Here is a 19,491-nt window from a genome sequence, read left to right on the forward strand (position 1 = left end):
AAAAAGCTGATAATACCGAAGCCGGCACTTATTGATTTCTGCCAAAACGAGCAGAGCAATTTATCGGTAGTGCCGAAATAAATAAAAAAGACTGGATTTCGTCGGCGAGATGTGGTATGATGTTCGCTGACGAAAGTCACAGTCTGACACGAAAGGGGAATGTTAATGAAAAGAACCACAGGACATTTGGCTGAGAAAAAAGGCAAATGGTACGCTGTCATAAATCTTTATGACACGGACGGAAAGCGGAAAGAAAAGTGGCAGAGTCTCGACCTCGAAGCGAAGAAAGGCACTAAGACCGAAGCAAATCACCGCCTGAATCAGCTGCTCGAAAAGTACAACACCGGCGACCTGTACTTGCAGGACACCATGACCCGTGCCGAGCGTGAGCGCAACAGAATCGGCGATATGCTCGTCGAGGATTACCTTGCCGAGTGGCTGGCAAGCTACAAACCAAACGTCACCAAAGCGACTTTCCATAGCTATCAAATGTACGTCAACATCCACATGATACCGTTCTTCAAGCCGATGAAGATCAAGGTCAAGGAGATCACGGGCGACGAGATCAACGAGTACTACTCGCACCTGAGATTGAAAGGTCTGAAAGGCACGACCTGCCAGCGACACCACGCGCTGCTGCACCTTGCGTTCAAATCGGCGATGAAGCGGCGAATCATTCCAAGCAATCCGGTCGATCAGGCTGACAGACCGAAAGCTCAACAGTTCATTGGCAACTATTATAATGCCGACGAGATCAAGGCTCTGCTCGACTGCACGAAGGATGATCCGCTGCACATTGTCATTATGATCGCCGCTTACTACGGCTTGCGGCGGAGCGAGGTCATCGGTCTGAAATGGGCGGCTATCGACTTCGGCGGCAAGACCATAAGTATCAAGCACAAGGTCTTGCAGGACTCGGACGGTCTGACAGGCTACGATGTGATGAAAACAAAATCCTCATACCGAACCATGCCTCTTATGCCGATAGTCGAGCAGGCACTTATAGCCGAGCGTGAAAAGCAAGCTGAGATGAAACAAGTCTTTGGCAAAAGCTACAACAGAAAATACGAGGAATATATTTGTGTCGATGCACTCGGTGAGCTTATCAAGCCGAACTATGTTACCGATCATTTTCAAGTCGTGCTGAAGAACAATGGTCTGCGAAAGATACGGTTCCATGATCTGCGTCACAGTTGTGCCAGCTTAATGCTTGCCAACGGCGTTCAGATGAAGCTGATTCAGGAGTGGCTCGGTCACAGCGATATAGGAACAACGAGCAACGTCTATAGCCATGTTGACAGCGAGAGCAAAAAGCTGAGTGCGGCTGCGATTGAAAAAGCACTCGACATGAACGACAACGAAACGGAAGAAGCTTAACTAAAACAACACCCCTGTAACAAAACAGGGGCATACATAACAAAAATATGCTTTCTCGCAGTAAAAAACCAATTTGCAGTACGATTTTACGGACAAAAGCGATTTTCAGAGCAAAACGGCAAAAAAATGCCGTCCTCTGCATCGCTGCAAAAGACGGTATAATGCGGTTTTACCGCTACTGAGCGGAGACGGAGAGATTCGAACTCTCGAGCCCAGTTAAGGGCTAACGCATTTCGAGTGCGCCCCGTTATGACCACTTCGATACGTCTCCATATTTTTTATCGGAGAAATTTGCGAGAAAACTGCGAGAACGGTAATTTGAAACCGAGCCACAGACCCCTCTCAAAACCCCTGAAATCAAGGATTTCGGAAGAATCATAGTGACGAACCCGATTATGTTTCGAGTGCGCCCCGTTATGACCACTTCGATACGTCTCCAATAACATATAATATTATACCACTTTACGGGGTTCGTGTCAAGGGGATAGCGCTGATTTTACGTTTTGTTCACAATATTTCCTATGCCGAACTTTTTATATGAAACATATACAAATCGTGAAACGGTACAAAATAGCCAATTATCAGCGGCATTTTTATGTAAAAATCTGCCTTGAAACTCTTGACAATGTAAATAAACTGTGATATAATAGATTTACACGAAATAAATAAGACCGCTTTACGCAGGACGGAGGGGATGCCAATGTGCGGAAAGCTTACACTGACTGATTTCAGGATACTTGATTTTATCAGAAGAAAAACTTCGTGCGGATTTATGGATTTCATCTGCCCTAAGATGAGTTTCCTCGGCAACGGAGGCATGATATGGTTCGCGGCGGCGGCGGCGCTGTTCGTCTCCGGGGCGTATCGGTCGATCGCGTACGTCATGATCGGCGGACTTGCTGTGGGTGTCATCATCTGCAACCTGCTGCTGAAATATACGGTGGCAAGGCCGAGACCGTGTCACATCCTTCCCGAATTCGCACGTATCCGTGTGCCGAAAGACTACTCTTTCCCGTCGGGTCACACCATGTCGTCGTTCATCTGCGCGACGATAATCACCGAAGCGAATTTCCAACTCGGCATGATAGCCGTGGCCGTAGCGGCGATGATCGGCTTCTCAAGACTGTACCTCTACGTCCATTTCCCGTCCGACGTTCTCTGCGGAGCATTCCTCGGGACACTGTCGGGAGTGGCGGTATGGCACGCCGCGCTGATGCCGCAGCTGTCGTTTATCTTCAACTGAAAATTTCCATCCTTTAAAAAGATGAAGCGCATATCCGTTTCGGCGGGTATGCGCTTTTCTGTTACGTCCTTTGACCTTTGACTGCGGGTTCTCTTGGGGGAGACCACCGCCTTAGCTTCGCACGGCAAAAAAGGGTCTTCCCCAACCCCCCTCACTAAAACTTTTAATACTTTTTGGCTTGTGGTTCTTCTTCCTTAATTTGTGTTGGTCGGGAAGATTGTGTTCTTATGCTATATTGCTTGATCTTGCCAAAAAGACGTTCAATAGTGGTTAACGCTTCAATTGCGGTATTCGTAAGACAGCATCTCTTGAGATGTCAAGGGACTATCTTCCCGACCACAACAAACGAACGACATATTAAAAGTCTTTGGAAGGGGGGCTGGGGGAGAACCTTTCTTCAGAAAGGTTTCCCCCAGTAAGATCCACTCTTTATAATCTATGTTATTCTTTTTCGTCGGATGTTTCGGCGGACTCGCTGTTTGTGAAGTTGAGGTCGGAATTCTTCACGAACTCGTAGTCGTCATCGTCGTAGTCGATGTACTCGTCCTCTTCCTTCTTGCCCTTGCCTGTTTTGTGGTTCACGACTATAAGGATTATCGCAATAAGCACAGCCGCAGCCACCGCCGCGATAACGCCGATGATTATCTTGAACAGCTTATCGGGCGCGATGTTCGGCGCGATCTGTATGGCCGCTGTGTCTTCGGTGCTTTCATCTTCCTCCACCGCGGACGCTTCCTCGGTCTTGACCGCGATGCCGTTGTTTTCCGCGTAGCTTTTCGCCGCCGAATACTCGGTGCAGTGCAGCGTGAAACCCTTGATCTCAGCGCCGTCGGCAGTCTTTCCGAAAGCGTTCTCGCCGATGCGAACCAGCGAATCGGGAACGGTCAGGTCGGTGAAACCGCAGTCCGCAAAAGCGCGGCTGCCCAGCGTGTCCAGCTTTGCGAGCTTCGCGTCGGTCAGCGAACTGCATCCCATGAACGCCTCGTTGTAGATGGCGGTCACGGTGTTCGGCAGCTCGATAGCCTTGAGGGAAGTGCAGCCCGAAAATGCGTTGTCGCCGATGGTCACAAGACCCTCGGGGAAGTTCACCGAAACAAGTCCCGTACACCCCGAGAAGGTGTAGGGCGGCAGATCGGTCATGCCCTCGGGCAGCGAAAAGTCGCCCAGCGAAGTGCAGCCTGTGAACACCGAGTGCTCCATGTGCAGGTTCGGCATGGAGACCGAATACAGCGAAGTGCAGTCCTTGAAGGCTTTCTGGTCGATGTAGGTGCAGCTGACGGGGATGTCTATCCCTTCGAGTGCCGTGCAGCCTTCAAAGCAGTTGTTGCCGATGAATTCAACACCGCTGCCGAGCTTGACTTCGGTCAGCGCCGTGCAGCCCTGAAAGGCGATGGCGCCTATCTGCTTGACGGTGTCGGGAACGGTGACCTGTTCGATCTTCGTGTTGCCCGAAAAAGGGCTGTAGACCTGGCTGTCGTCCACCATGCCGTCGTCGGTGTAGCTCAGCCCGTGGATGTTGCCGTAAAGCACGGGCTTTCCGCCGCTGAGATACCATCCGCCGCTGATGGCTGTGACGGTGTAGCCTTCGATGGTGTCGGGGATGACGGGGTGCCTGTCCTTGCCGTAGTATTTGCTGACGGCGGCAGTGTTGTCATCAAGAACGGTATAACCCCACGCACCGCTGCGGTGGAAGTTTTCTCTGTCGCGGTTCTCATCTTCGGCCTGAGCCGAACTGCTCTCGGCAGCCGAAACCGTTTCGGGAGAGACTGCTGCCTCACTGTCTGCATGAACCGATAGTCCGTTGAAAGCGAGCAGAGCGGCAGCCGAAGTGAAGCATAATATTCTTTTTATCTTCAACTGTTATCACCTGATATTTCGTAGAATGTACACAGTTATTATAACATGATATGGATGTCTTTGTCAAGGGATTCTCAAAGAAAAACCCCACCGCATATGCAGCATATGCCCGCAGAAAGTGTAACCTGTGCGCCCCGAAGTGCAAGCTGTTCCCAAACCCTTGATTTTTCTCCGACGATACTATATAATGATAACAGACCAAAGAAAACGATCTTACGTCATGACGTTAGTTTGTGCTGCTGCCTGCGGGTTTTCCAAAAAAACTCTCACTAAAACTTTTAATATGTCGTTTGTTGGTTGTGGTTGGAAAGACAGACTCTCGACATTTCATAAGAGACAATCTGATTAATACCGCAAATGAAGCGTTAACCACTATTGAACGTCTTTTTGGCAAAATCAAGCAATATAGCATAAGAACACAATCTTCCCGACCAACACAAATTAAGAAAGAAGCACCACAAGCCAAAAAGTATCAAAAGTTTTAGTGAGGGGGTTGGGGGGAGGACCCTTTTTTTGCCGTGCGAAGCTAAGGCGGTGGTCTCCCCCAAGAGCACCCGCAGTACAGAAGCTCAAAGAAAGGAGAACTGCCAATGGGTATGAGGATAAAGCTCATGGTAAGCGAAGCGCATTATTCGGAGATATCGCGCGAGCTTATGGAGAAAGGTTTTGAGATAGACGACAGTGCAGACCTTATCCTGTCCGAGAAGAATGTCTATGCCGAGCGGCTGATAGGGCGTCGGGGCGAGGAGATATTCCGCCTGAGAACATCGGAGATCTCGCACATCGAGAGTTTCGCCCACGACGTCATCGCCCATAGTGACGGCAGGGAATTCAAGATAACCGAACGTCTCCGCAGGCTTGAGGAGATACTCGACCCGAAGGAATTCATCCGTGTCAGCAACTCGGTCATCGTGTCGGTCAACCATATAAAAAGCATAAAGCCGACTATCGGGCAGAAGTTCGTGCTGACCCTCTCGGACGGTTCAAAAACGGATGTTACACGTACATACTACTATATTTTCAAGGAATTTATAGGTATCTGAAAGGAGGACACAAATATGGTATCATACAAGGCTTTACTGATATTTCTGACGGTGCCTGCCGCGGCGGCAGTGCTGATAACCCTCGGCTACCTGTTTGTGTATAAAAAAAGAATAAACGCAAGGCTCGAAGCTCACGGGAAGGGAAGTCACCGACCGATCCTCACACCTCTCGGCTTCTTTCTGAGGCTGTGGATAATGCTCGCCGCAGGCACGATAGGCGCGGTGGCGCTGCTGTACTTCCTCTTCGCAGCGACCACGAAGTCGCACACCGAAGAACATGGCAACTACCTCGACCTCGATTATCCCGTGGTGCATATCCAAAACCAGTGCATACCCTCGATGCTGGATAGCTACACCCCCGGCGACGAGATATCGGGCTACACCATCACCGACACCGTCAGCAAGGACGGGCTGGAGATATACTTCTACGCGAGCGCTGCACCCGAAATGTTCGGTTTCCCCGATGCGTTTGTTGGCGTGAAGGTTTCAAATGACATCCCCGACTACCTTGTTGACATAGAATTTACTCAGGAGAACACGGCAGGCAGGGATGTTCAGGGGGGATTCTCCACCGACACCGACGTTCGTCCCCGCTGGCTGACGGTGGACACCATCAGTTTCTTCGGAGTGCTTGACATCACCGCCAAGCCGAAAGAAAGCGACGTCGAAGGCGCAAAGCTGACCGTCGATCTCGCCAAAGCATACGATATGGAAGCCGACTGGAAAAACTGAACTGACAAAAAAAGCTGTACGAGCGTCGTGCCCGTACAGCCTTGTGTTATGTATTCGATTTTATCAGCCGATGATACCCATCTGCCACAGTACGACTGCGATAGCAAGACAGATAGCGACGATGCCGATGGTCAGCATCAGCGATCTGCGCTGTTCCTTCTCTTCCTGCTTAGCCTTCTTGAACTGTTCGATAGCGCTGGGACCGTAGTTGATGCCCGTGCCGCCCGTAGTCATCATATCGTCGATATTGATGTTGCGGTACTTCTCTTCGAGGGTCATCATCCTGCCCGAATTGCTGGCGAGGTTCTTCTCGTCGTATCTGCGCATATCGATCTCGTCCATAGCCGCGGAAGTGTGGGAAGGACCTGCCATTTCCTTTGCACTTACGGTACGGGTGGTATCGACGCTCTTCATGGTCTCGCCTCTCGAAGCGCTCGAACGGAGCAGCTCGATAAGGGCGTTGGCGTACATATTCTCTTCGTCCATCTCGGCAGCTTCCTGCTGTGCGATGGCTTCCTGTTCAGCCTGTGCAGCTGCCTGTTCCTTCTTGGCAGCGTCCTCGACTATCTTGTTGTAGCTGGAAGCGCGGACAGCCGTACCCGACTTATCCTGCGCGGTCTGAACCTTATTTGCGTTCAGATCGAAGAACGGATTGTCTGAGCCGAAAGCTCCGCTCTGGGGCTGAACTGGTGCAGCGGTCTGACCCTGTCCTGCGCCCTCGGAATTCTTGAGGGAGCGCGAACGTCTGGGCTGAGCGGGCTGCTGGGGAGCAGCGGGCTTGGGCTGCTGCGGTGTAACGGAAGGCGAATTCTGGAAACCGCCCAGCTGGAGCGGTTCGCCCTTGTCGGTGATAGGCTGTGTCGCCTGAGGAGCCGCAGGCTTGGACTGCCCGGGCATCTGAAGGTTCTCGCCTCTGCGGCTGCGTCTGGAAGTAGGCGGCTGAGGCTGGGTCTGCTGCGGAGCGGCAGGCTGCTGGAACGTGGGAGCAGGCTCGGGCTCGGGAGCAGGTGCAGGCTCTTCATAAGCAGGCTCCTGATAAGCGGGTTCCTGGTATGCAGGCTCCTGATATTCGGGTTCCTGATAAGCGGGCTGCTGCGGCTCGGGAGCGGTATAAGCAGGCTCTTCGTAGTAGCTCTGCTGTTCGGGCTCTGCTGCGGGCTCGGGCTCGGAAGTGATAGCCTCAGCCGACAGAGGTGCTGCGGCAGGCATATCGAAGGAGTTGCTCTCGCTTGCGGCGGTAGTCTCGCTGTAGGAGACCATGCTGCCCGAGGAGATATCGAAGTATTCGTCGCCGTATTTGAGTGCGATCTTGAGCTTGGGCTGAGGATCGCCGGGGTTCTTCGGCGCGTTTGCCTGAGGGATGTCGATGGGCTCGAACTGCTCATTTACGTCGATCTTCGCGCACTGAAGGATCTCCTTGGCGCTGCGGCACTTCATCGAGCCTCTAACCATCTCTTTGAGAGGCAGCAGGATGATCTCGCAGAAAGTGCTGTAGAAGGACTTGTAAGCGTTCATGCTCTCGTCCACCATCTCGTCGGGGAAACGATGGTCGAAGTACTTTGTCCACTCGCTTGGGTCGGACATGATGAGCTTGTCGATGTAGTTTGCCAGCTGGATCCACAGATCGTGCTCGTTCATCTCGCGGTCGTTGATGATGAGCCACATATAGCATCTGAGGAAGCAGTCGTAGCAGCTGATATCACGCAGGTTCAGCATGATATCGTCTATGTTCAGCGATACCGAGAAATCGCTGTCAGCATATGCAAAGCAGCGGTAGCCGTTCGACGCGAGCTTTGCGTGAGCGGTCTTTACCGTCTGCGCCGAACGCGAAAACGGGGGCAGCGAATCGAAATCATAAGGTGTCTTGTAAGCGGTGATGTCACCCGAGTCAGCAAGTCTGACGAGCTTGTCGTAGGTCGCTGCGATCTCGGCATGAGGCGCATTTACAGGGATACCCAATATTCTGAACGGATTATATGCAAAAAGCTCCATTGCAGTAATGCCGATAGATACACTGGACATTTTAAGATCAGCTCCTTGTATGTTAATAACTTTAAAGATTTAATTTTTTCGAGGGCGCAAACATCCACTCAAAAATATCCTCTTCAATTATAACAAAAAAATCAACAGAGTTTATCAAGTTTCTGTGAATATATTAAAGACTATTAATGAATAAGAAATAAAACTGTCAAAAAATATCAAAATTAAATTTTTTATTAAATGTGTCAAAAAATTGTTGCAATTCGTGTCGCTTAGGTGTATAATATTTATAGATATTTATGGAGGGGCTTTTTATGCCCTAAAGGGGATACGGACAAGTCCCCTTCGCCGACCAAAAGCCGACAGATAAATACAGCATTTTTTCTTTATTCTTCTAAAAACCAATTTATGAAAGGGGAGTCTTGATTTAATGGGACTTTTCAGTAAAAAAAAGCCTGCGCCTGAGCCTGCCGCACAGCAGCCGCAGACACCGGCAAGACCCGCGACGGTCAATCCCGATGATATTTGGGGTGCGCCTAAGAAAAAGGCATCTCCGGGAGTTGAATCCACTGAGGCTATGACAGAACCTGTCTCCATTGACCCCGAGACTATCAAGAAAAAGATGGTCGCACTCGAGCGTGAGCTTGAGGAGCAGAAAAATAAGCCCGCACAGAGCTATGAGCCTATCTCGGAAGTCGGCGGCGATGAGGTAGTTTCCGCTCAGACCAGGTACGAGGAACAGTACCGCATCGAGCATGAGAGATTCGTTGCTACTCATCAGGAGGACATCGACGAAGCTCCGCCTATCGACAGCGAAGTTGACCGCAGGATACACGAGATAGTTCAGGAACGCGACCGCAGAGCTGAGGAGACCAAGAAGGTCCTCGGCGCTATCAAGGAGACCGACGCTGACGCTATCGCAAAGGGCATGAGCGAACTTGGCGTCGCTAAGGACGAGACCAAGGACGCGGAGTACCAGAACATCAACGCTGTCGGCAACGATGAGGTCGAGAAGGGACTCAGCGGACTCGGCGTTGCACGCGACGAGACCAAGGAACCCGATTACCAGAATATTAAGGAAGTCGGCTCGGCTGAGGTCGATGCCATGACCAAGGAATTCCTCGAGAAATACGGCGACCGCCGCAGACCCGTCGAAGAGCCGAGGACGGAATAATTCATCTGAAACAGTTATTTTCAAAGTTTGGAGCGATCTTGTTATGTTGATCAATACTGATAATGCGATAATTAAATATTCTGACAAGGGAAAGCCGTTTCCGTACGACAAGCTGTTTTACGCTACTATCGAGCCGTACATTCTTGAGTTCAAGAACTGCCGTCTCGATAAGCTCACCGAAGAGGACGCGGCGAGATGTCTTGCACGTATCTTCAAGAGAATGGAAGTCAATGACGTGCCTGTGCTGAAATTCTTCAAGCACGATCTTGAGACCATGAGAGATCAGAGCCAGTACGGAAAGACAACGGGTCTTGCAGAGCTCATCGCGAGGGATATATTCTGCTGCTTCGACAAGAACCGCTATGACGAGAACGGTGAATTCGCAGTCTGCGACCGCTACTACTGCATCCTCGACAAGGACGGAAACAAGGATTTCATCTACGCTGAGGAGTATGCAAAGACGGGTCGCTTCGGCAAGAAACAGCTCACCCCCGAATCCAAGTACTTCAAGGAGCTGAGAAGCTATTACAAGCTCGGAAAGCTCCCCAAGGAGAAAGAGGACTGGGAATAATAACGATATCACGCAGAGCGGACGCAAAGTCCGCTTTGCTTTTAAAAAGGAGTAATTTAAAATGGTAGTAATCGAAATGGCAAATGGCAAGAAGATCAAGATCGAGCTTTATCCCGACGCTGCACCCATCACAGTAGCGAACTTCGAGAAGCTGGCAGGACAGGGCTTCTACGATGGTCTTATCTTCCACAGAGTAATAAAGGACTTCATGATCCAGGGCGGCGACCCCGAAGGCACAGGCATGGGCGGTGCCAAGGATAAGATCAAGGGCGAGTTCCTTGCAAACGGCGTGAACAACCCCATCCGTCACGAGAGGGGAGTCATCTCGATGGCGCGTTCGGCTATGCCCGATTCGGCTTCGAGCCAGTTCTTCATCGTTCACAAGGACGCTCCGCACCTCGACGGTCAGTATGCCGCATTCGGCAAGGTCGTTGAGGGCATGGATGTTGTTGACGAGATCGCTTGCTGCAAGACCAACTACAACGACCGTCCCGTTGACGATCAGGTCATGAAGAAGGTAACTATCGAATAATTCTTTCTTCTTTATTCTTTTTCTTGTTGATGAGTTACAGCCGAACGGTTCTGATTTGGAGCGGTTCGGCTGTTTTGGGTGTGCTTATTTTTTGTGTGGTTTTTGTCCGCTCGGGCGAGCGGATGGGGGCTTTGACTCGAATCGCTTGCGCTCTCTCGTCAAACTAAAATCGGCAAATCTTTGTTCTTGATAGATTGCGATGGTCTTTATTTTGGAGCCTTTCGGGACGTTGTTCTGGGGATTTGTCGATTTTAGATATGGGGGTGTTGGCTCTCTTTGGGGCAGAGCGACCTCTCGGGTGCGGGGACTCTGTCCCCGCGCCCCTGCTGGGGGGCCTTTGAAAAGGGTCTCCCCCAGACCCCCTCCTAAACTTTTTGAGACTCTGGCGAACACGCTTTGTTGGTTTGTTTTTTGGAAAAATAAAAAAGCCGAACGGGTTAGAGGAGCGCCGATAAAGAAGTATTTAAGATTTTAAGATGAGGTTGTGTAACCTGGGCGGTTACGCAACCTTTCTCTTTTTGTCGTAATTCATACTGTCAGCGACAGTAGTAGTTACGGCAACATCGAAACGATAGTAAATGTCGATCTGCTGTGTGCGATGCCCACTGCTCTTGTCAGGGGCATGAACAACGATCTTCTCGATAAGTTCGTGCATGATCTCAGGGGTAAGCTCCGTGATATGCTCGTATTTCTGAACCACCTGAATGAAAGAGGTCACATCAGCAGACTTCTGTTCGGCAGTATCAATGTAGGCGGTCAACTCGGCAACAGTCGCTTTTAGTTTTTTCTGCTCGTCCTCATAACCTGCCGACATCACCGTAAATCGCTCATCGGAGATTTTACCCGATACATTATCCTCATAAAGCCTTGTAAACAGTCTGTCAAGTTCGGCAATACGCTTCTCAGCCTGTTTCAGGGCTTTCTTTGCTTTTGTAAGCTCCGAGGACTGCTTCTGAACGGAATTGTCCATAGCCGCTTGCACAAACTCGTCCTCATGCTCCTTGACCCTGACAAACAGTTTGTTAAGCTCACTCAGCACGATCTCATTCAGTACAACAGTCCTGATGAAGTGCGCGGAACAAGAGTCCTTGTCTGTGGAATATGTGGAACACTTCAAATGCTCCTGATCAGCAGTCAGACTTGTAGCTCGGCACAGATACATCTTCTTGCCGCAATCAGCACAGTAGACCATGCCCGAAAATGGATTGACTTCCTCATGTTTGGTGGGACGGCGCTTATTCTTGCGAAGCTCTTGCACCAGATCAAATTCCTGCTGGGTCACGATAGGTTCATGGGTATTTTCAAAGATGAGCCATTCTTCCTGCGGGTTTCTCACGGTCTTCTTGTTTTTGTAGGACTTCTTGTGTGTTCTGAAGTTGACCGTATGACCGATGTATTCGGGACGGTCAAGAATGTGGCTGATGGTTTTTCCGCTCCAGCGGTGCAGCTTAGCGTTCTTGTGACCGTTATCCCTACCCTGTGACAGAGCGTAGGCTGTAGGAGTCGGGATACCTTCCTGCGTGAGAATACGGGCGATCTGTACCGGACCATAGCCATCAATGCAGAGCTTGAATATCCTGCGGACAACCTCAGCAGCTTCATCGTCAACGAGCCACAAATTTTTGTCAGCTTCGGACTTTTTATAACCGTAAATCGGGAGAGATAAAGGCTTACCCGACTGCCCCTTAGCCTTGAAAACAGCCCTGATCTTCTTACTCGTATCACGGGCGTACCAGTCATTAAAAATATTTTTGAAAGCCATCAGCTCATTTTCAGACTTTAAGGTATCCACGCCATCATTGATAGCGATATAGCGGACATCATAATCGGGAAATATGATCTCGATGTATTCGCCGGTTTTCAAATAATCACGACCGAGGCGGCTCAAATCCTTAGTGATAACAGTTTCAACCTTTCCGGCTTCTACATCTGCCATCATAGACTTGAAGCCGTCACGCTCAAACGTAGTTCCACTCACACCATCGTCCACATAAAACACGGGGTTTCTGAAACCATTATCCTCTGCGTACTTCTTGAGGATAGCCTTCTGATTGGTGATGCTGTTGCTCTCACCCTGTAACATATCGTCCTGTGAAAGACGACAATATAATGCTGTGATCTTGTCTGTCATATTAACCTTCCTTTCCGACAGATACAGCAAGCTATGTTATCATTATAGCGCGCACCGAAAATAAATACAATGCGCCGATATTCCAAAGTTACACAGCCTGCTTCTCGGGTTCTTGTCCGGATTCACCGAGGTTTTTTTCGCTCTCTCGGATGATCAGCCGTTTCATGATTTCTGAAAGGCTTTCCTTTGAAGCAGGGTTGAACACGGTAGTCACCGTATAAGTGGTATGCCCGATCTTGTACTCGGACGTTGCGTTAAAAGTTGTCACTGCCTTCTTTTCTACGGCAGTCGTGTTGTTGTTCATAGCGATCTTTCCTTTGCATTTATATCTCTAAGCATTGGCGAGGGCATCGCTTTATCTCTCTTACCCTCTATGCAGCCGCAAGGTCGATATATCATCCTTTCATCCGACCGAGTATTTTACGACTATACCCATTATAGCGCGCAACAAAGCCTTTTGTCCAGCTCTATTGCGCACGAACTTTCGGAGATTTTTCAATTTTCCCCAGTGTAATTTGCACTGGAAGGATGAAAAAAGCATCAAGCGTTTGATTGCCTGATGCTTAGGTATTGCTTTATAGTAATCTTTCCAGTTTCAGCAACTCGATTTTCTTATCAAGACCGCCTGCATAACCCGTCAGGCTGCCGTTTACTCCGACAACTCTATGACAGGGAATGATTATTGAGATAGGATTATGTCCCACAGCACCGCCGACCGCCTGTGCTGACATACGCTGGACGCCTTTCTGCTCTGCAAGGATATGTGCTATCTCTCCGTAGGTCATAGTCTGACCGTAAGGTATCGTGAGAAGTATCTCATAAACAGCCTTGCGGAACGGTGTTGTTTGCAGACTTATAGGCGGAGTGAAGTTAGGTTCTTTTCCGCTGAAATATGCATCGAGCCAGTTGACGGTCTGCGCGAATACCAGCAGCTCTGCTTCGGTGCTTTCAGATGTGAGGTAATGGGGAAAGTGTTTCTGCCCGTTGAACCATAAGCCTGTGAGTGAGTCGCCGTTGCTGGCGAGGATGATATTACCGAGTGGTGAATGATAGAGATACTTATATGCTCTGTTATTATCTGTCATAGAAATCATCCATTAAATCCAGTTGATTCATGACGAGCATACTTGTTTCACGATGAGTATACTGGTGAGAATGATAACAATATTTTAGGTGCTTTCTTGCTATTTTTATTTTATGTGCTTCGATGAATCCTGATCCGTATCTTTTGGAATTAACCAACTTTTCAAATTCTATATTTGCTGCCGAGAGATCTCTCTTTTCAATCAAAATGCCGTTTTCAAAAATCATTTCAAAAGACAGATCAAAATAGATATAATACTCTACACCACAATACAAACCACTGAATCTACCGCTATGAGGAATAAAGGCAATGACAAAAGCACCGGTAAAATCTACAAACAGTTTCTCAGATGATACAGGTTCTCCTCCCATATATATTACTTTTGTACCATAAAGTTTGTTGTCAATCAACTCATAATCTGCTACATATCCTCGTCGATTATTAGTACCCGGATTATACTGTAATTCACATGGTATAAAAAAATCTGCGCAAAGAATTGGATGTGCATATTTCGAGATGTCTATAACCACATAATTATTTCCATCCATAGTAAATGAATCAGTAGAACATGAAGTACTCATATCAACCACTCCCCATAAAATATTATACAAGTATATTGAAGAAAAGTCAATGCCATAACGTTGGATAAAAAACATCCTAATAAAAGCTATTGATATAATCACGCCCCACAGGGGCGTAATCTAATCCAGCAAGCTCGGTATCTCCGCATTACAAAATCTCAGATTTGAATGCTACGACACACCGCTTGCCAGAGGGTTTCACCCCTGTGACCCCGAACAAGAAAAGAAGAAAAAACGAAATAGAGCGGCTTGGATACAGACAAGCCTTTCAGAGTAAAAATCAACCTCAGCAAGCACGGCAATTCGTTCCCACAAGAATTGTGAAAACGCCTTGCATTGCTTGCTGAGGGTTACGCCCCCAATCCCCCGAATCTGAACAAAAAATCATGAAGAATACACAAACTCTACGGAGCGTGGATTGACGATGATCACGACCGAGTTTATAATAAAAATATCAGCAGTACGACCGATATTTTTATTGACATGGAGGGAGAAAAATCATCATGAAAATACTTGTTCTCAACGGCAGCCCCAAGCGTGAAAAAAGCGACACGATGCATATCACCAGAGCATTCCTTGAAGGCATGAATGAAGCGTCGCCGCAGGACGTTCACATCGTCAATATCATCGACAAGCATATCGAATTTTGCACAGGCTGTTTTTCTTGCAAACGTAACGGCGGAGAGTGCATACACCACGATGATATGAAAGTGCTTCTCAGTGAGGTTCTGGAGAGTGATCTTCTGCTGTTCAGCTATCCTCTTTATGCTTATGGAATGCCTGCACCGCTGAAAGCTTTCATCGACCGCACGATGTCGCTTTCCAGTATGGCAATGAAGAAACAGGGAGACAGATATGTTCACGTCGGACAGGCAGATTTTTCTCACCTCAGATACATGATGATCTGCGGCTGCGGATTCCCGAACAGCAAACAGAATTTTGAGCCTGCTATCATGCAGTTCAAACTGATGTTCCCAAATAACTATAATATCATCACTGTCCCCGAAAGTCCGATGTTCAACGCTTCCGAAGCGGCAGAGGTCACAGCACCGAGACTGGAGCTTGTTAGACAGGCAGGAAAGCAGTATGCAGGCAAAGGGAAGATAGATGATAGTTTACTTGCGGAAATATGCTCGCCGATGATACCCGAGGAGGTTTATGCGGCGATATGCAATGGAGAAATAATGCCATAAAAAGACAGGACAAGAAGTGATTCCTTGTCCTGTATCATTTTACATCCCGATCAATTTGATTTCCTTTAATAATTCACACTCATCCGGCAGTGTATTACTCACATCAATAATGTCTCCGAGCCATTCACCAATATCACATCGTCTGCCGCCGTAAGCCATCAGGACAGGAAGCGGATCTGCATGATCTAATTCGCTGTTATCGCTCAGAAGAATCTTTGTTTCTTCATGCGAATAGCAGACCTTCTTTGTGCGGTTGACAATATACTTGAATGATCTGCCGTTTCTGAGAAATAGTCCTCTGTATGGATCGTTGATATCTATCCCATAAACATTGGGACTGATCGGGTTTTCCGATTTCAAATCATTGAGATAAAATGCTATTTCATCACGGACAGATTTTTCCGCATCTTTGAAAAGGCAATTCACATTCCGATATGTTTCGTAAACATTGTCGAATAGACCGCCTGAAATGCCGCTTTCTCGCTGATGCTTCACCAAGACATCAATCACATCATTTGACACTTCCTCCAGCGAACGGCATTCGTCTCCGAGAAATACTAAACGACAGCCCTTCCAGTCGGCAGAAAGGAGTTCCCATAAGGCACGAAGCAAAGCGTTGTTTGTACACATTGATTCATGGAGCTTGTTCCCAAGATCAAAATCATCAGGACACAGGTATTCTTTTTTATCGACATTCACCCAACAGAAATATTGTCCCATAGTTTTCACCTCGATAGTCAGACAGAAGTGTGCTTTTCGGTTTATTTTATCATAGCACATAGCCCTGAAAAAGTCAATCCGCATCACAGCGCAATGCACCGGGGAAAATCCACTTTTTGCTGCGCCTTTCACAAGAATTATTACAATCATTCCAATATGCTGGACTCTTGAAGTTTTATCGGATATAATGGACTCACAATAAAACTTTTGGAGGTACGAAGCTATGTTAAAAACACCCGAATTGGCAATGCCGAGAACACACAAGGTCACGACTGTCTACAACGGTAAGCGTGAGGTCTGGACGGACTACGAAGAAGCAAAGGCGTATTTCCTTGAACTTATGATGTCTACTGACGGCGAGGAACATGAACGTGCGGAGTGCGTTTATATCCAGCTCCTGCACGGACTTGACGAGTGCAGTGACGACGATTGAAAGGAGCAGACTATGTTGAACAAGATAATGATGACCGGACGTATTACAACTGATCTCAATGTTGTATCCGATGATAATTATAGCTACTGCAAATTTGACATCGAAGTAGACCAGCCAAAACACAACTACACCGAAACCGTAGAGACCGATACATTCACTTGTCTCGCTTTTGATGACAATGCAAAATCAGTGAATTTCCTCTACTCCAAAGGCGGGCAGATAACCTTTGTCAGTTCGCTCAGAAATGCTCCTGATAAGACAGCAGTTATCATCGTCGAGGAACTGCACCTCCAAAACAGGTTTACTGTCAAGGTCGATGTTGATTCGGGACAGCTTTTCTGACAGTGCAGGAAATATGCTTTCTGACGAACGGAAACGGCATTCAACGCCGTTGATACTGGAAATCCGTTCTGCTGTCCATAGATACTAAGCAAGGCTCTCAGAATGATTCTGGGAGCCTGTTTTTTTGTATGATGCACATTTCACATGATTAGCGCATAAGTTGCGCAACATCAGCGCGCACCCAACTTGTTTAGAACGCATGACTTTTATATAATGCAGAAAAGCCGATTTCTCAAAACAGATACATTAACGAAATCCGCAATAATTCAATGGCAGATGGCATACTACCCCTTATTGAAATTATACAAGATTTCACTTAAAATTTCAAGTATAATGCTGAAAATCGGCGGTTTGTATACAACAGGAGCAGTTCAGATGTGCAGATTGCTATTCTGAGAGCGTTGGGAGGGTACTGAATGGAGAAAACAGGTATAACTATTACAAAGCGTAAAGACGGAAGATATGTCGGGAAGTTTATCACGGACTATGACAGCAGCGGCAAGGCTCATTATCAGTATGTGTACGGAAAGACCTACGATGAAGCCGAGCAAAAAGTGCTGATAGGGCGTGAGATCGCTTCCCATTTTCTTTCGGGCAGATATATCACTGTCGGAAAGATATATGCGGAATGGCTGAATGCTGTCGTGAATCGTGTCAAGGAATCCACGCTCGCAAACTATCAGAATAAGTTTGAAAAGCATATTCTTCCCGAATTTGGAGAGATTCCTTGTGCCGACCTGACAGCAGGCAGGATCAATGCTTTTATAAATCAAAAGCTCGCAGAGGGCTTATCTGCGAGCTATGTACGGGATATATTCACGGTTTTCAAGACGATGCTGAGATATGCTCAGGAGGAGTATGGCTTCAAACTGTCTCTCAAAAATGTTGTTCTCCCCAAGTCTGAACGTAAACAGGTCACGAAGATCAGCGATACAGATCAGAAAAAGCTCGTTTCCTATCTGAAAGAAAATATGTCGCTCACTGCTTTCGGTATCCTGCTTTCGCTTTTCATGGGACTGCGTATTGGTGAGCTTTGCGGACTAAAATGGGAAGATGTGGACTTTAAGCATAAGATACTGCATATCCGCAGGACTGTTCAGCGTATCAGTTCAGCCAATGGAAACAGAAAAACAAAGATAGTGATTTCTTCTCCGAAGTCGGCAACGTCATTCAGAGACATTGTGATTCCCGATGCTCTGATGCAATATTTTGAAATGTTCCGAAACGAAGCCGATTCTTTTATCCTCTCGGGAACGGACAAACCCGTTGAACCACGCACGATGCAATATCGTTACAAGAAAATACTTCGTACTGCTGATTTGGAAGATCACAACTATCACAAGCTCCGTCACACATTTGCGACAAATTCAGCCGAGAAGGGCTTTAACGTCAAGGCACTGTCCACTGTCCTCGGACACAGCAGTGTCACCCTGACGCTCAACCGATATATTCACCCTGACCGAACCTATGAACGCAGGCTGATGAATATGTGTATGCAGTTGTAAATTGGTGTCAGAACAGTATCTTGAAAATTGAATAGTGACGGTTTTACGCCGTTTTGTGAGCCTGATCCTGAATGTATCTGTTTTGAGAAATCAACCCTCTCACCTGATACTTTACATAGTATAACACCGCATTTAAAAGGTATGCAGGCTGAATGGACAGCTATCCCTGAATTATGCAATAGTCAGGGGGATCGTAATGGCACACGATACTTTATATATAGTTGACAACAGCAGCGAAAAATCATCTGTAAAGAATTACCTATCCGAGTGGTGTTCTATTTCCAAGCAGATGGATATTGCAACAGGTTACTTTGAGATCGGCGGTCTGCTGACTTTAGGAGAAGATTGGCAGAAACTCGACAAGATACGCATTATCCTCGGAAACGAAGTGACAAAGCGAACCAAAGAAGTCATAGAAGAAGTCGCAAATGTAATGATACAACGTTTCCGTGAAAGCGTGGAGCGCGAGCAGGAAAAGAATGAATTTCTCATCGGCGTTCCGGCTATCATAAAGGCTATGAAGTCCGGCAAGATCGAGTGCCGTGTATATGACAGCAACAAATTCCACGCTAAGGCATATATTACATATTTCCGTGATGAATACCGTAATCAATTCATTTCTGCCATGAACGTTCCGTCAGGGTATGCCCTGGTCGGCTCAAGCAACTTTACTAAGGCAGGACTGACGCAGAATATCGAACTGAATGTTCAGGTCAAAGATGAAGTTGAACAGCTTCAGAAGTGGTTTGATGAACATTGGCAGAACGGCACGGATATTACCGAAGCTGTGTTGAAGGTAATGGAGATGCACTGCCGTGAGTTCAGTCCTTATGATGTTTATCTTCGCTCCATGTATGAGTATTTCAAGAGCCATGAGGAAACTGTATCCGAATGGGAAGAAAACGAATCGGTCGTGTATAAGGGCTTGTCGCAGTATCAGAAGGACGGTTATAACAGCCTTATCCAGATAGCTGAGCGTTACTCAGGTGCTTT

The 19,491-nt window shown here is 47.7% G+C and carries 19 protein-coding genes and 1 tRNA gene; 12 read left to right on the top strand and 8 right to left on the bottom strand.

Annotated elements, in window-relative coordinates; genetic code table 11:
- Positions 1 to 165 precede the first annotated feature (165 nt).
- Positions 166 to 1,377, top strand: coding sequence for a tyrosine-type recombinase/integrase (locus BT142_RS17655; protein WP_072419480.1), 1,212 nt, complete (start codon positions 166 to 168; stop codon positions 1,375 to 1,377).
- A 183-nt stretch (positions 1,378 to 1,560) separates the two neighbouring features.
- Here BT142_RS17655 and BT142_RS17660 read toward each other — a convergent pair.
- A tRNA-Ser gene (locus BT142_RS17660) sits at positions 1,561 to 1,648 on the bottom strand.
- A 429-nt stretch (positions 1,649 to 2,077) separates the two neighbouring features.
- Here BT142_RS17660 and BT142_RS17665 point away from each other — a divergent pair.
- Positions 2,078 to 2,620 carry a phosphatase PAP2 family protein gene (locus tag BT142_RS17665; RefSeq protein ID WP_072419481.1) on the top strand — a complete coding sequence of 181 codons (543 nt, stop codon included), beginning with the start codon at positions 2,078 to 2,080 and terminating at the stop codon, positions 2,618 to 2,620.
- Positions 2,621 to 3,061: 441 nt separating this feature from the next.
- Here BT142_RS17665 and BT142_RS17670 read toward each other — a convergent pair whose 3' ends face one another.
- Positions 3,062 to 4,477 (bottom strand): leucine-rich repeat domain-containing protein, encoded by a 1,416-nt coding sequence (locus BT142_RS17670; protein ID WP_072419482.1) that lies wholly within the window; start codon positions 4,475 to 4,477, stop codon positions 3,062 to 3,064.
- Positions 4,478 to 5,067: 590 nt separating this feature from the next.
- Here BT142_RS17670 and BT142_RS17675 point away from each other — a divergent pair.
- The gene (locus tag BT142_RS17675) at positions 5,068 to 5,520 is read left to right on the top strand and encodes a LytTR family DNA-binding domain-containing protein (RefSeq protein WP_242872034.1); all 453 of its coding nucleotides are present in this window, start codon (positions 5,068 to 5,070) and stop codon (positions 5,518 to 5,520) included.
- 15 nt (positions 5,521 to 5,535) lie between these two features.
- Positions 5,536 to 6,252, top strand: a complete 717-nt coding sequence (locus tag BT142_RS17680; RefSeq protein ID WP_072419483.1) for a hypothetical protein — start codon at positions 5,536 to 5,538, stop codon at positions 6,250 to 6,252.
- Between the two features lie 63 nt (positions 6,253 to 6,315).
- Here BT142_RS17680 and BT142_RS17685 read toward each other — a convergent pair whose 3' ends face one another.
- The gene (locus BT142_RS17685) at positions 6,316 to 8,274 is read right to left on the bottom strand and encodes a hypothetical protein (RefSeq protein WP_072419484.1); all 1,959 of its coding nucleotides are present in this window, start codon (positions 8,272 to 8,274) and stop codon (positions 6,316 to 6,318) included.
- Between the two features lie 388 nt (positions 8,275 to 8,662).
- Here BT142_RS17685 and BT142_RS17690 point away from each other — a divergent pair, with 388 nt between their 5' ends.
- The 3 genes from BT142_RS17690 (at position 8,663) to BT142_RS17700 (ending at position 10,509) form a co-directional block, all read left to right on the top strand.
- Positions 8,663 to 9,406 carry a hypothetical protein gene (locus tag BT142_RS17690; protein WP_072419485.1) on the top strand — a complete coding sequence of 248 codons (744 nt, stop codon included), beginning with the start codon at positions 8,663 to 8,665 and terminating at the stop codon, positions 9,404 to 9,406.
- Between the two features lie 43 nt (positions 9,407 to 9,449).
- The gene (locus BT142_RS17695; protein WP_072419486.1) at positions 9,450 to 9,977 is read left to right on the top strand and encodes a hypothetical protein; all 528 of its coding nucleotides are present in this window, start codon (positions 9,450 to 9,452) and stop codon (positions 9,975 to 9,977) included.
- Positions 9,978 to 10,038: 61 nt separating this feature from the next.
- Positions 10,039 to 10,509, top strand: a complete 471-nt coding sequence (locus tag BT142_RS17700) for a peptidylprolyl isomerase (RefSeq protein ID WP_072419487.1) — start codon at positions 10,039 to 10,041, stop codon at positions 10,507 to 10,509.
- A gap of 499 nt (positions 10,510 to 11,008) precedes the next feature.
- On the opposite strand, the gene BT142_RS17705 is transcribed toward BT142_RS17700, so the two are convergent.
- The 4 genes from BT142_RS17705 to BT142_RS17720 form a co-directional block, all read right to left on the bottom strand.
- Positions 11,009 to 12,640, bottom strand: coding sequence for a recombinase family protein (locus BT142_RS17705; RefSeq protein ID WP_072419488.1), 1,632 nt, complete (start codon positions 12,638 to 12,640; stop codon positions 11,009 to 11,011).
- Between the two features lie 88 nt (positions 12,641 to 12,728).
- Positions 12,729 to 12,944 carry a transposon-encoded TnpW family protein gene (locus BT142_RS17710; RefSeq protein ID WP_072419489.1) on the bottom strand — a complete coding sequence of 72 codons (216 nt, stop codon included), beginning with the start codon at positions 12,942 to 12,944 and terminating at the stop codon, positions 12,729 to 12,731.
- Between the two features lie 271 nt (positions 12,945 to 13,215).
- A complete protein-coding gene (locus tag BT142_RS17715; protein ID WP_072419490.1) occupies positions 13,216 to 13,725 on the bottom strand; it encodes a methylated-DNA--[protein]-cysteine S-methyltransferase in 510 nt (169 codons plus the stop codon).
- The gene (locus tag BT142_RS17720) at positions 13,715 to 14,305 is read right to left on the bottom strand and encodes a hypothetical protein (RefSeq protein ID WP_072419491.1); all 591 of its coding nucleotides are present in this window, start codon (positions 14,303 to 14,305) and stop codon (positions 13,715 to 13,717) included. The genes BT142_RS17715 and BT142_RS17720 overlap by 11 nt, the downstream gene beginning before the upstream one ends.
- 503 nt (positions 14,306 to 14,808) lie before the next feature.
- Here BT142_RS17720 and BT142_RS17725 point away from each other — a divergent pair.
- A complete protein-coding gene (locus BT142_RS17725) occupies positions 14,809 to 15,498 on the top strand; it encodes a flavodoxin family protein (RefSeq protein ID WP_072419492.1) in 690 nt (229 codons plus the stop codon).
- 39 nt (positions 15,499 to 15,537) lie between these two features.
- On the opposite strand, the gene BT142_RS17730 is transcribed toward BT142_RS17725, so the two are convergent.
- Entirely contained in the window at positions 15,538 to 16,350 is an 813-nt protein-coding gene (locus tag BT142_RS17730) for a hypothetical protein (RefSeq protein ID WP_207647533.1), read from the bottom strand.
- Positions 16,351 to 16,441: 91 nt separating this feature from the next.
- Between BT142_RS17730 and BT142_RS17735 the strand changes: the two genes are divergently transcribed.
- The 4 genes from BT142_RS17735 to BT142_RS17750 all read left to right on the top strand — a co-directional run.
- Positions 16,442 to 16,651, top strand: a complete 210-nt coding sequence (locus BT142_RS17735; RefSeq protein ID WP_072419494.1) for a hypothetical protein — start codon at positions 16,442 to 16,444, stop codon at positions 16,649 to 16,651.
- A 12-nt stretch (positions 16,652 to 16,663) separates the two neighbouring features.
- Complete coding sequence (locus tag BT142_RS17740) at positions 16,664 to 16,993, top strand: single-stranded DNA-binding protein (RefSeq protein WP_072419495.1); 330 nt, start codon at positions 16,664 to 16,666, stop codon at positions 16,991 to 16,993.
- A gap of 416 nt (positions 16,994 to 17,409) precedes the next feature.
- Positions 17,410 to 18,498, top strand: coding sequence for a tyrosine-type recombinase/integrase (locus tag BT142_RS17745; protein ID WP_072419496.1), 1,089 nt, complete (start codon positions 17,410 to 17,412; stop codon positions 18,496 to 18,498).
- Positions 18,499 to 18,694: 196 nt separating this feature from the next.
- Positions 18,695 to 19,491 (top strand): phospholipase D-like domain-containing protein (locus tag BT142_RS17750; RefSeq protein ID WP_242940046.1); only part of this gene is annotated, 797 nt, incomplete at its 3' end.

It is taken from the genome of Ruminococcus sp. YE71 (genome assembly GCF_900119155.1).
Classification (GTDB): domain Bacteria; phylum Bacillota; class Clostridia; order Oscillospirales; family Ruminococcaceae; genus YE71.

What these genes read in the sequence shown, in the direction of transcription:
- BT142_RS17655 (WP_072419480.1), top strand. Translation starts at nt 166, where the DNA reads ATGAAAAGAACCACAGGACATTTGGCTGAGAAAAAAGGCAAATGGTAC.
- BT142_RS17665 (WP_072419481.1), top strand. Translation starts at nt 2,078, where the DNA reads ATGTGCGGAAAGCTTACACTGACTGATTTCAGGATACTTGATTTTATC.
- BT142_RS17675 (WP_242872034.1), top strand. Translation starts at nt 5,068, where the DNA reads ATGGGTATGAGGATAAAGCTCATGGTAAGCGAAGCGCATTATTCGGAG.
- BT142_RS17680 (WP_072419483.1), top strand. Translation starts at nt 5,536, where the DNA reads ATGGTATCATACAAGGCTTTACTGATATTTCTGACGGTGCCTGCCGCG.
- BT142_RS17685 (WP_072419484.1), bottom strand. Translation starts at nt 8,274, where the DNA reads ATGTCCAGTGTATCTATCGGCATTACTGCAATGGAGCTTTTTGCATAT.
- BT142_RS17690 (WP_072419485.1), top strand. Translation starts at nt 8,663, where the DNA reads ATGGGACTTTTCAGTAAAAAAAAGCCTGCGCCTGAGCCTGCCGCACAG.
- BT142_RS17695 (WP_072419486.1), top strand. Translation starts at nt 9,450, where the DNA reads ATGTTGATCAATACTGATAATGCGATAATTAAATATTCTGACAAGGGA.
- BT142_RS17700 (WP_072419487.1), top strand. Translation starts at nt 10,039, where the DNA reads ATGGTAGTAATCGAAATGGCAAATGGCAAGAAGATCAAGATCGAGCTT.
- BT142_RS17705 (WP_072419488.1), bottom strand. Translation starts at nt 12,640, where the DNA reads ATGACAGACAAGATCACAGCATTATATTGTCGTCTTTCACAGGACGAT.
- BT142_RS17710 (WP_072419489.1), bottom strand. Translation starts at nt 12,944, where the DNA reads ATGAACAACAACACGACTGCCGTAGAAAAGAAGGCAGTGACAACTTTT.
- BT142_RS17715 (WP_072419490.1), bottom strand. Translation starts at nt 13,725, where the DNA reads ATGACAGATAATAACAGAGCATATAAGTATCTCTATCATTCACCACTC.
- BT142_RS17720 (WP_072419491.1), bottom strand. Translation starts at nt 14,305, where the DNA reads ATGAGTACTTCATGTTCTACTGATTCATTTACTATGGATGGAAATAAT.
- BT142_RS17725 (WP_072419492.1), top strand. Translation starts at nt 14,809, where the DNA reads ATGAAAATACTTGTTCTCAACGGCAGCCCCAAGCGTGAAAAAAGCGAC.
- BT142_RS17735 (WP_072419494.1), top strand. Translation starts at nt 16,442, where the DNA reads ATGTTAAAAACACCCGAATTGGCAATGCCGAGAACACACAAGGTCACG.
- BT142_RS17740 (WP_072419495.1), top strand. Translation starts at nt 16,664, where the DNA reads ATGTTGAACAAGATAATGATGACCGGACGTATTACAACTGATCTCAAT.
- BT142_RS17745 (WP_072419496.1), top strand. Translation starts at nt 17,410, where the DNA reads ATGGAGAAAACAGGTATAACTATTACAAAGCGTAAAGACGGAAGATAT.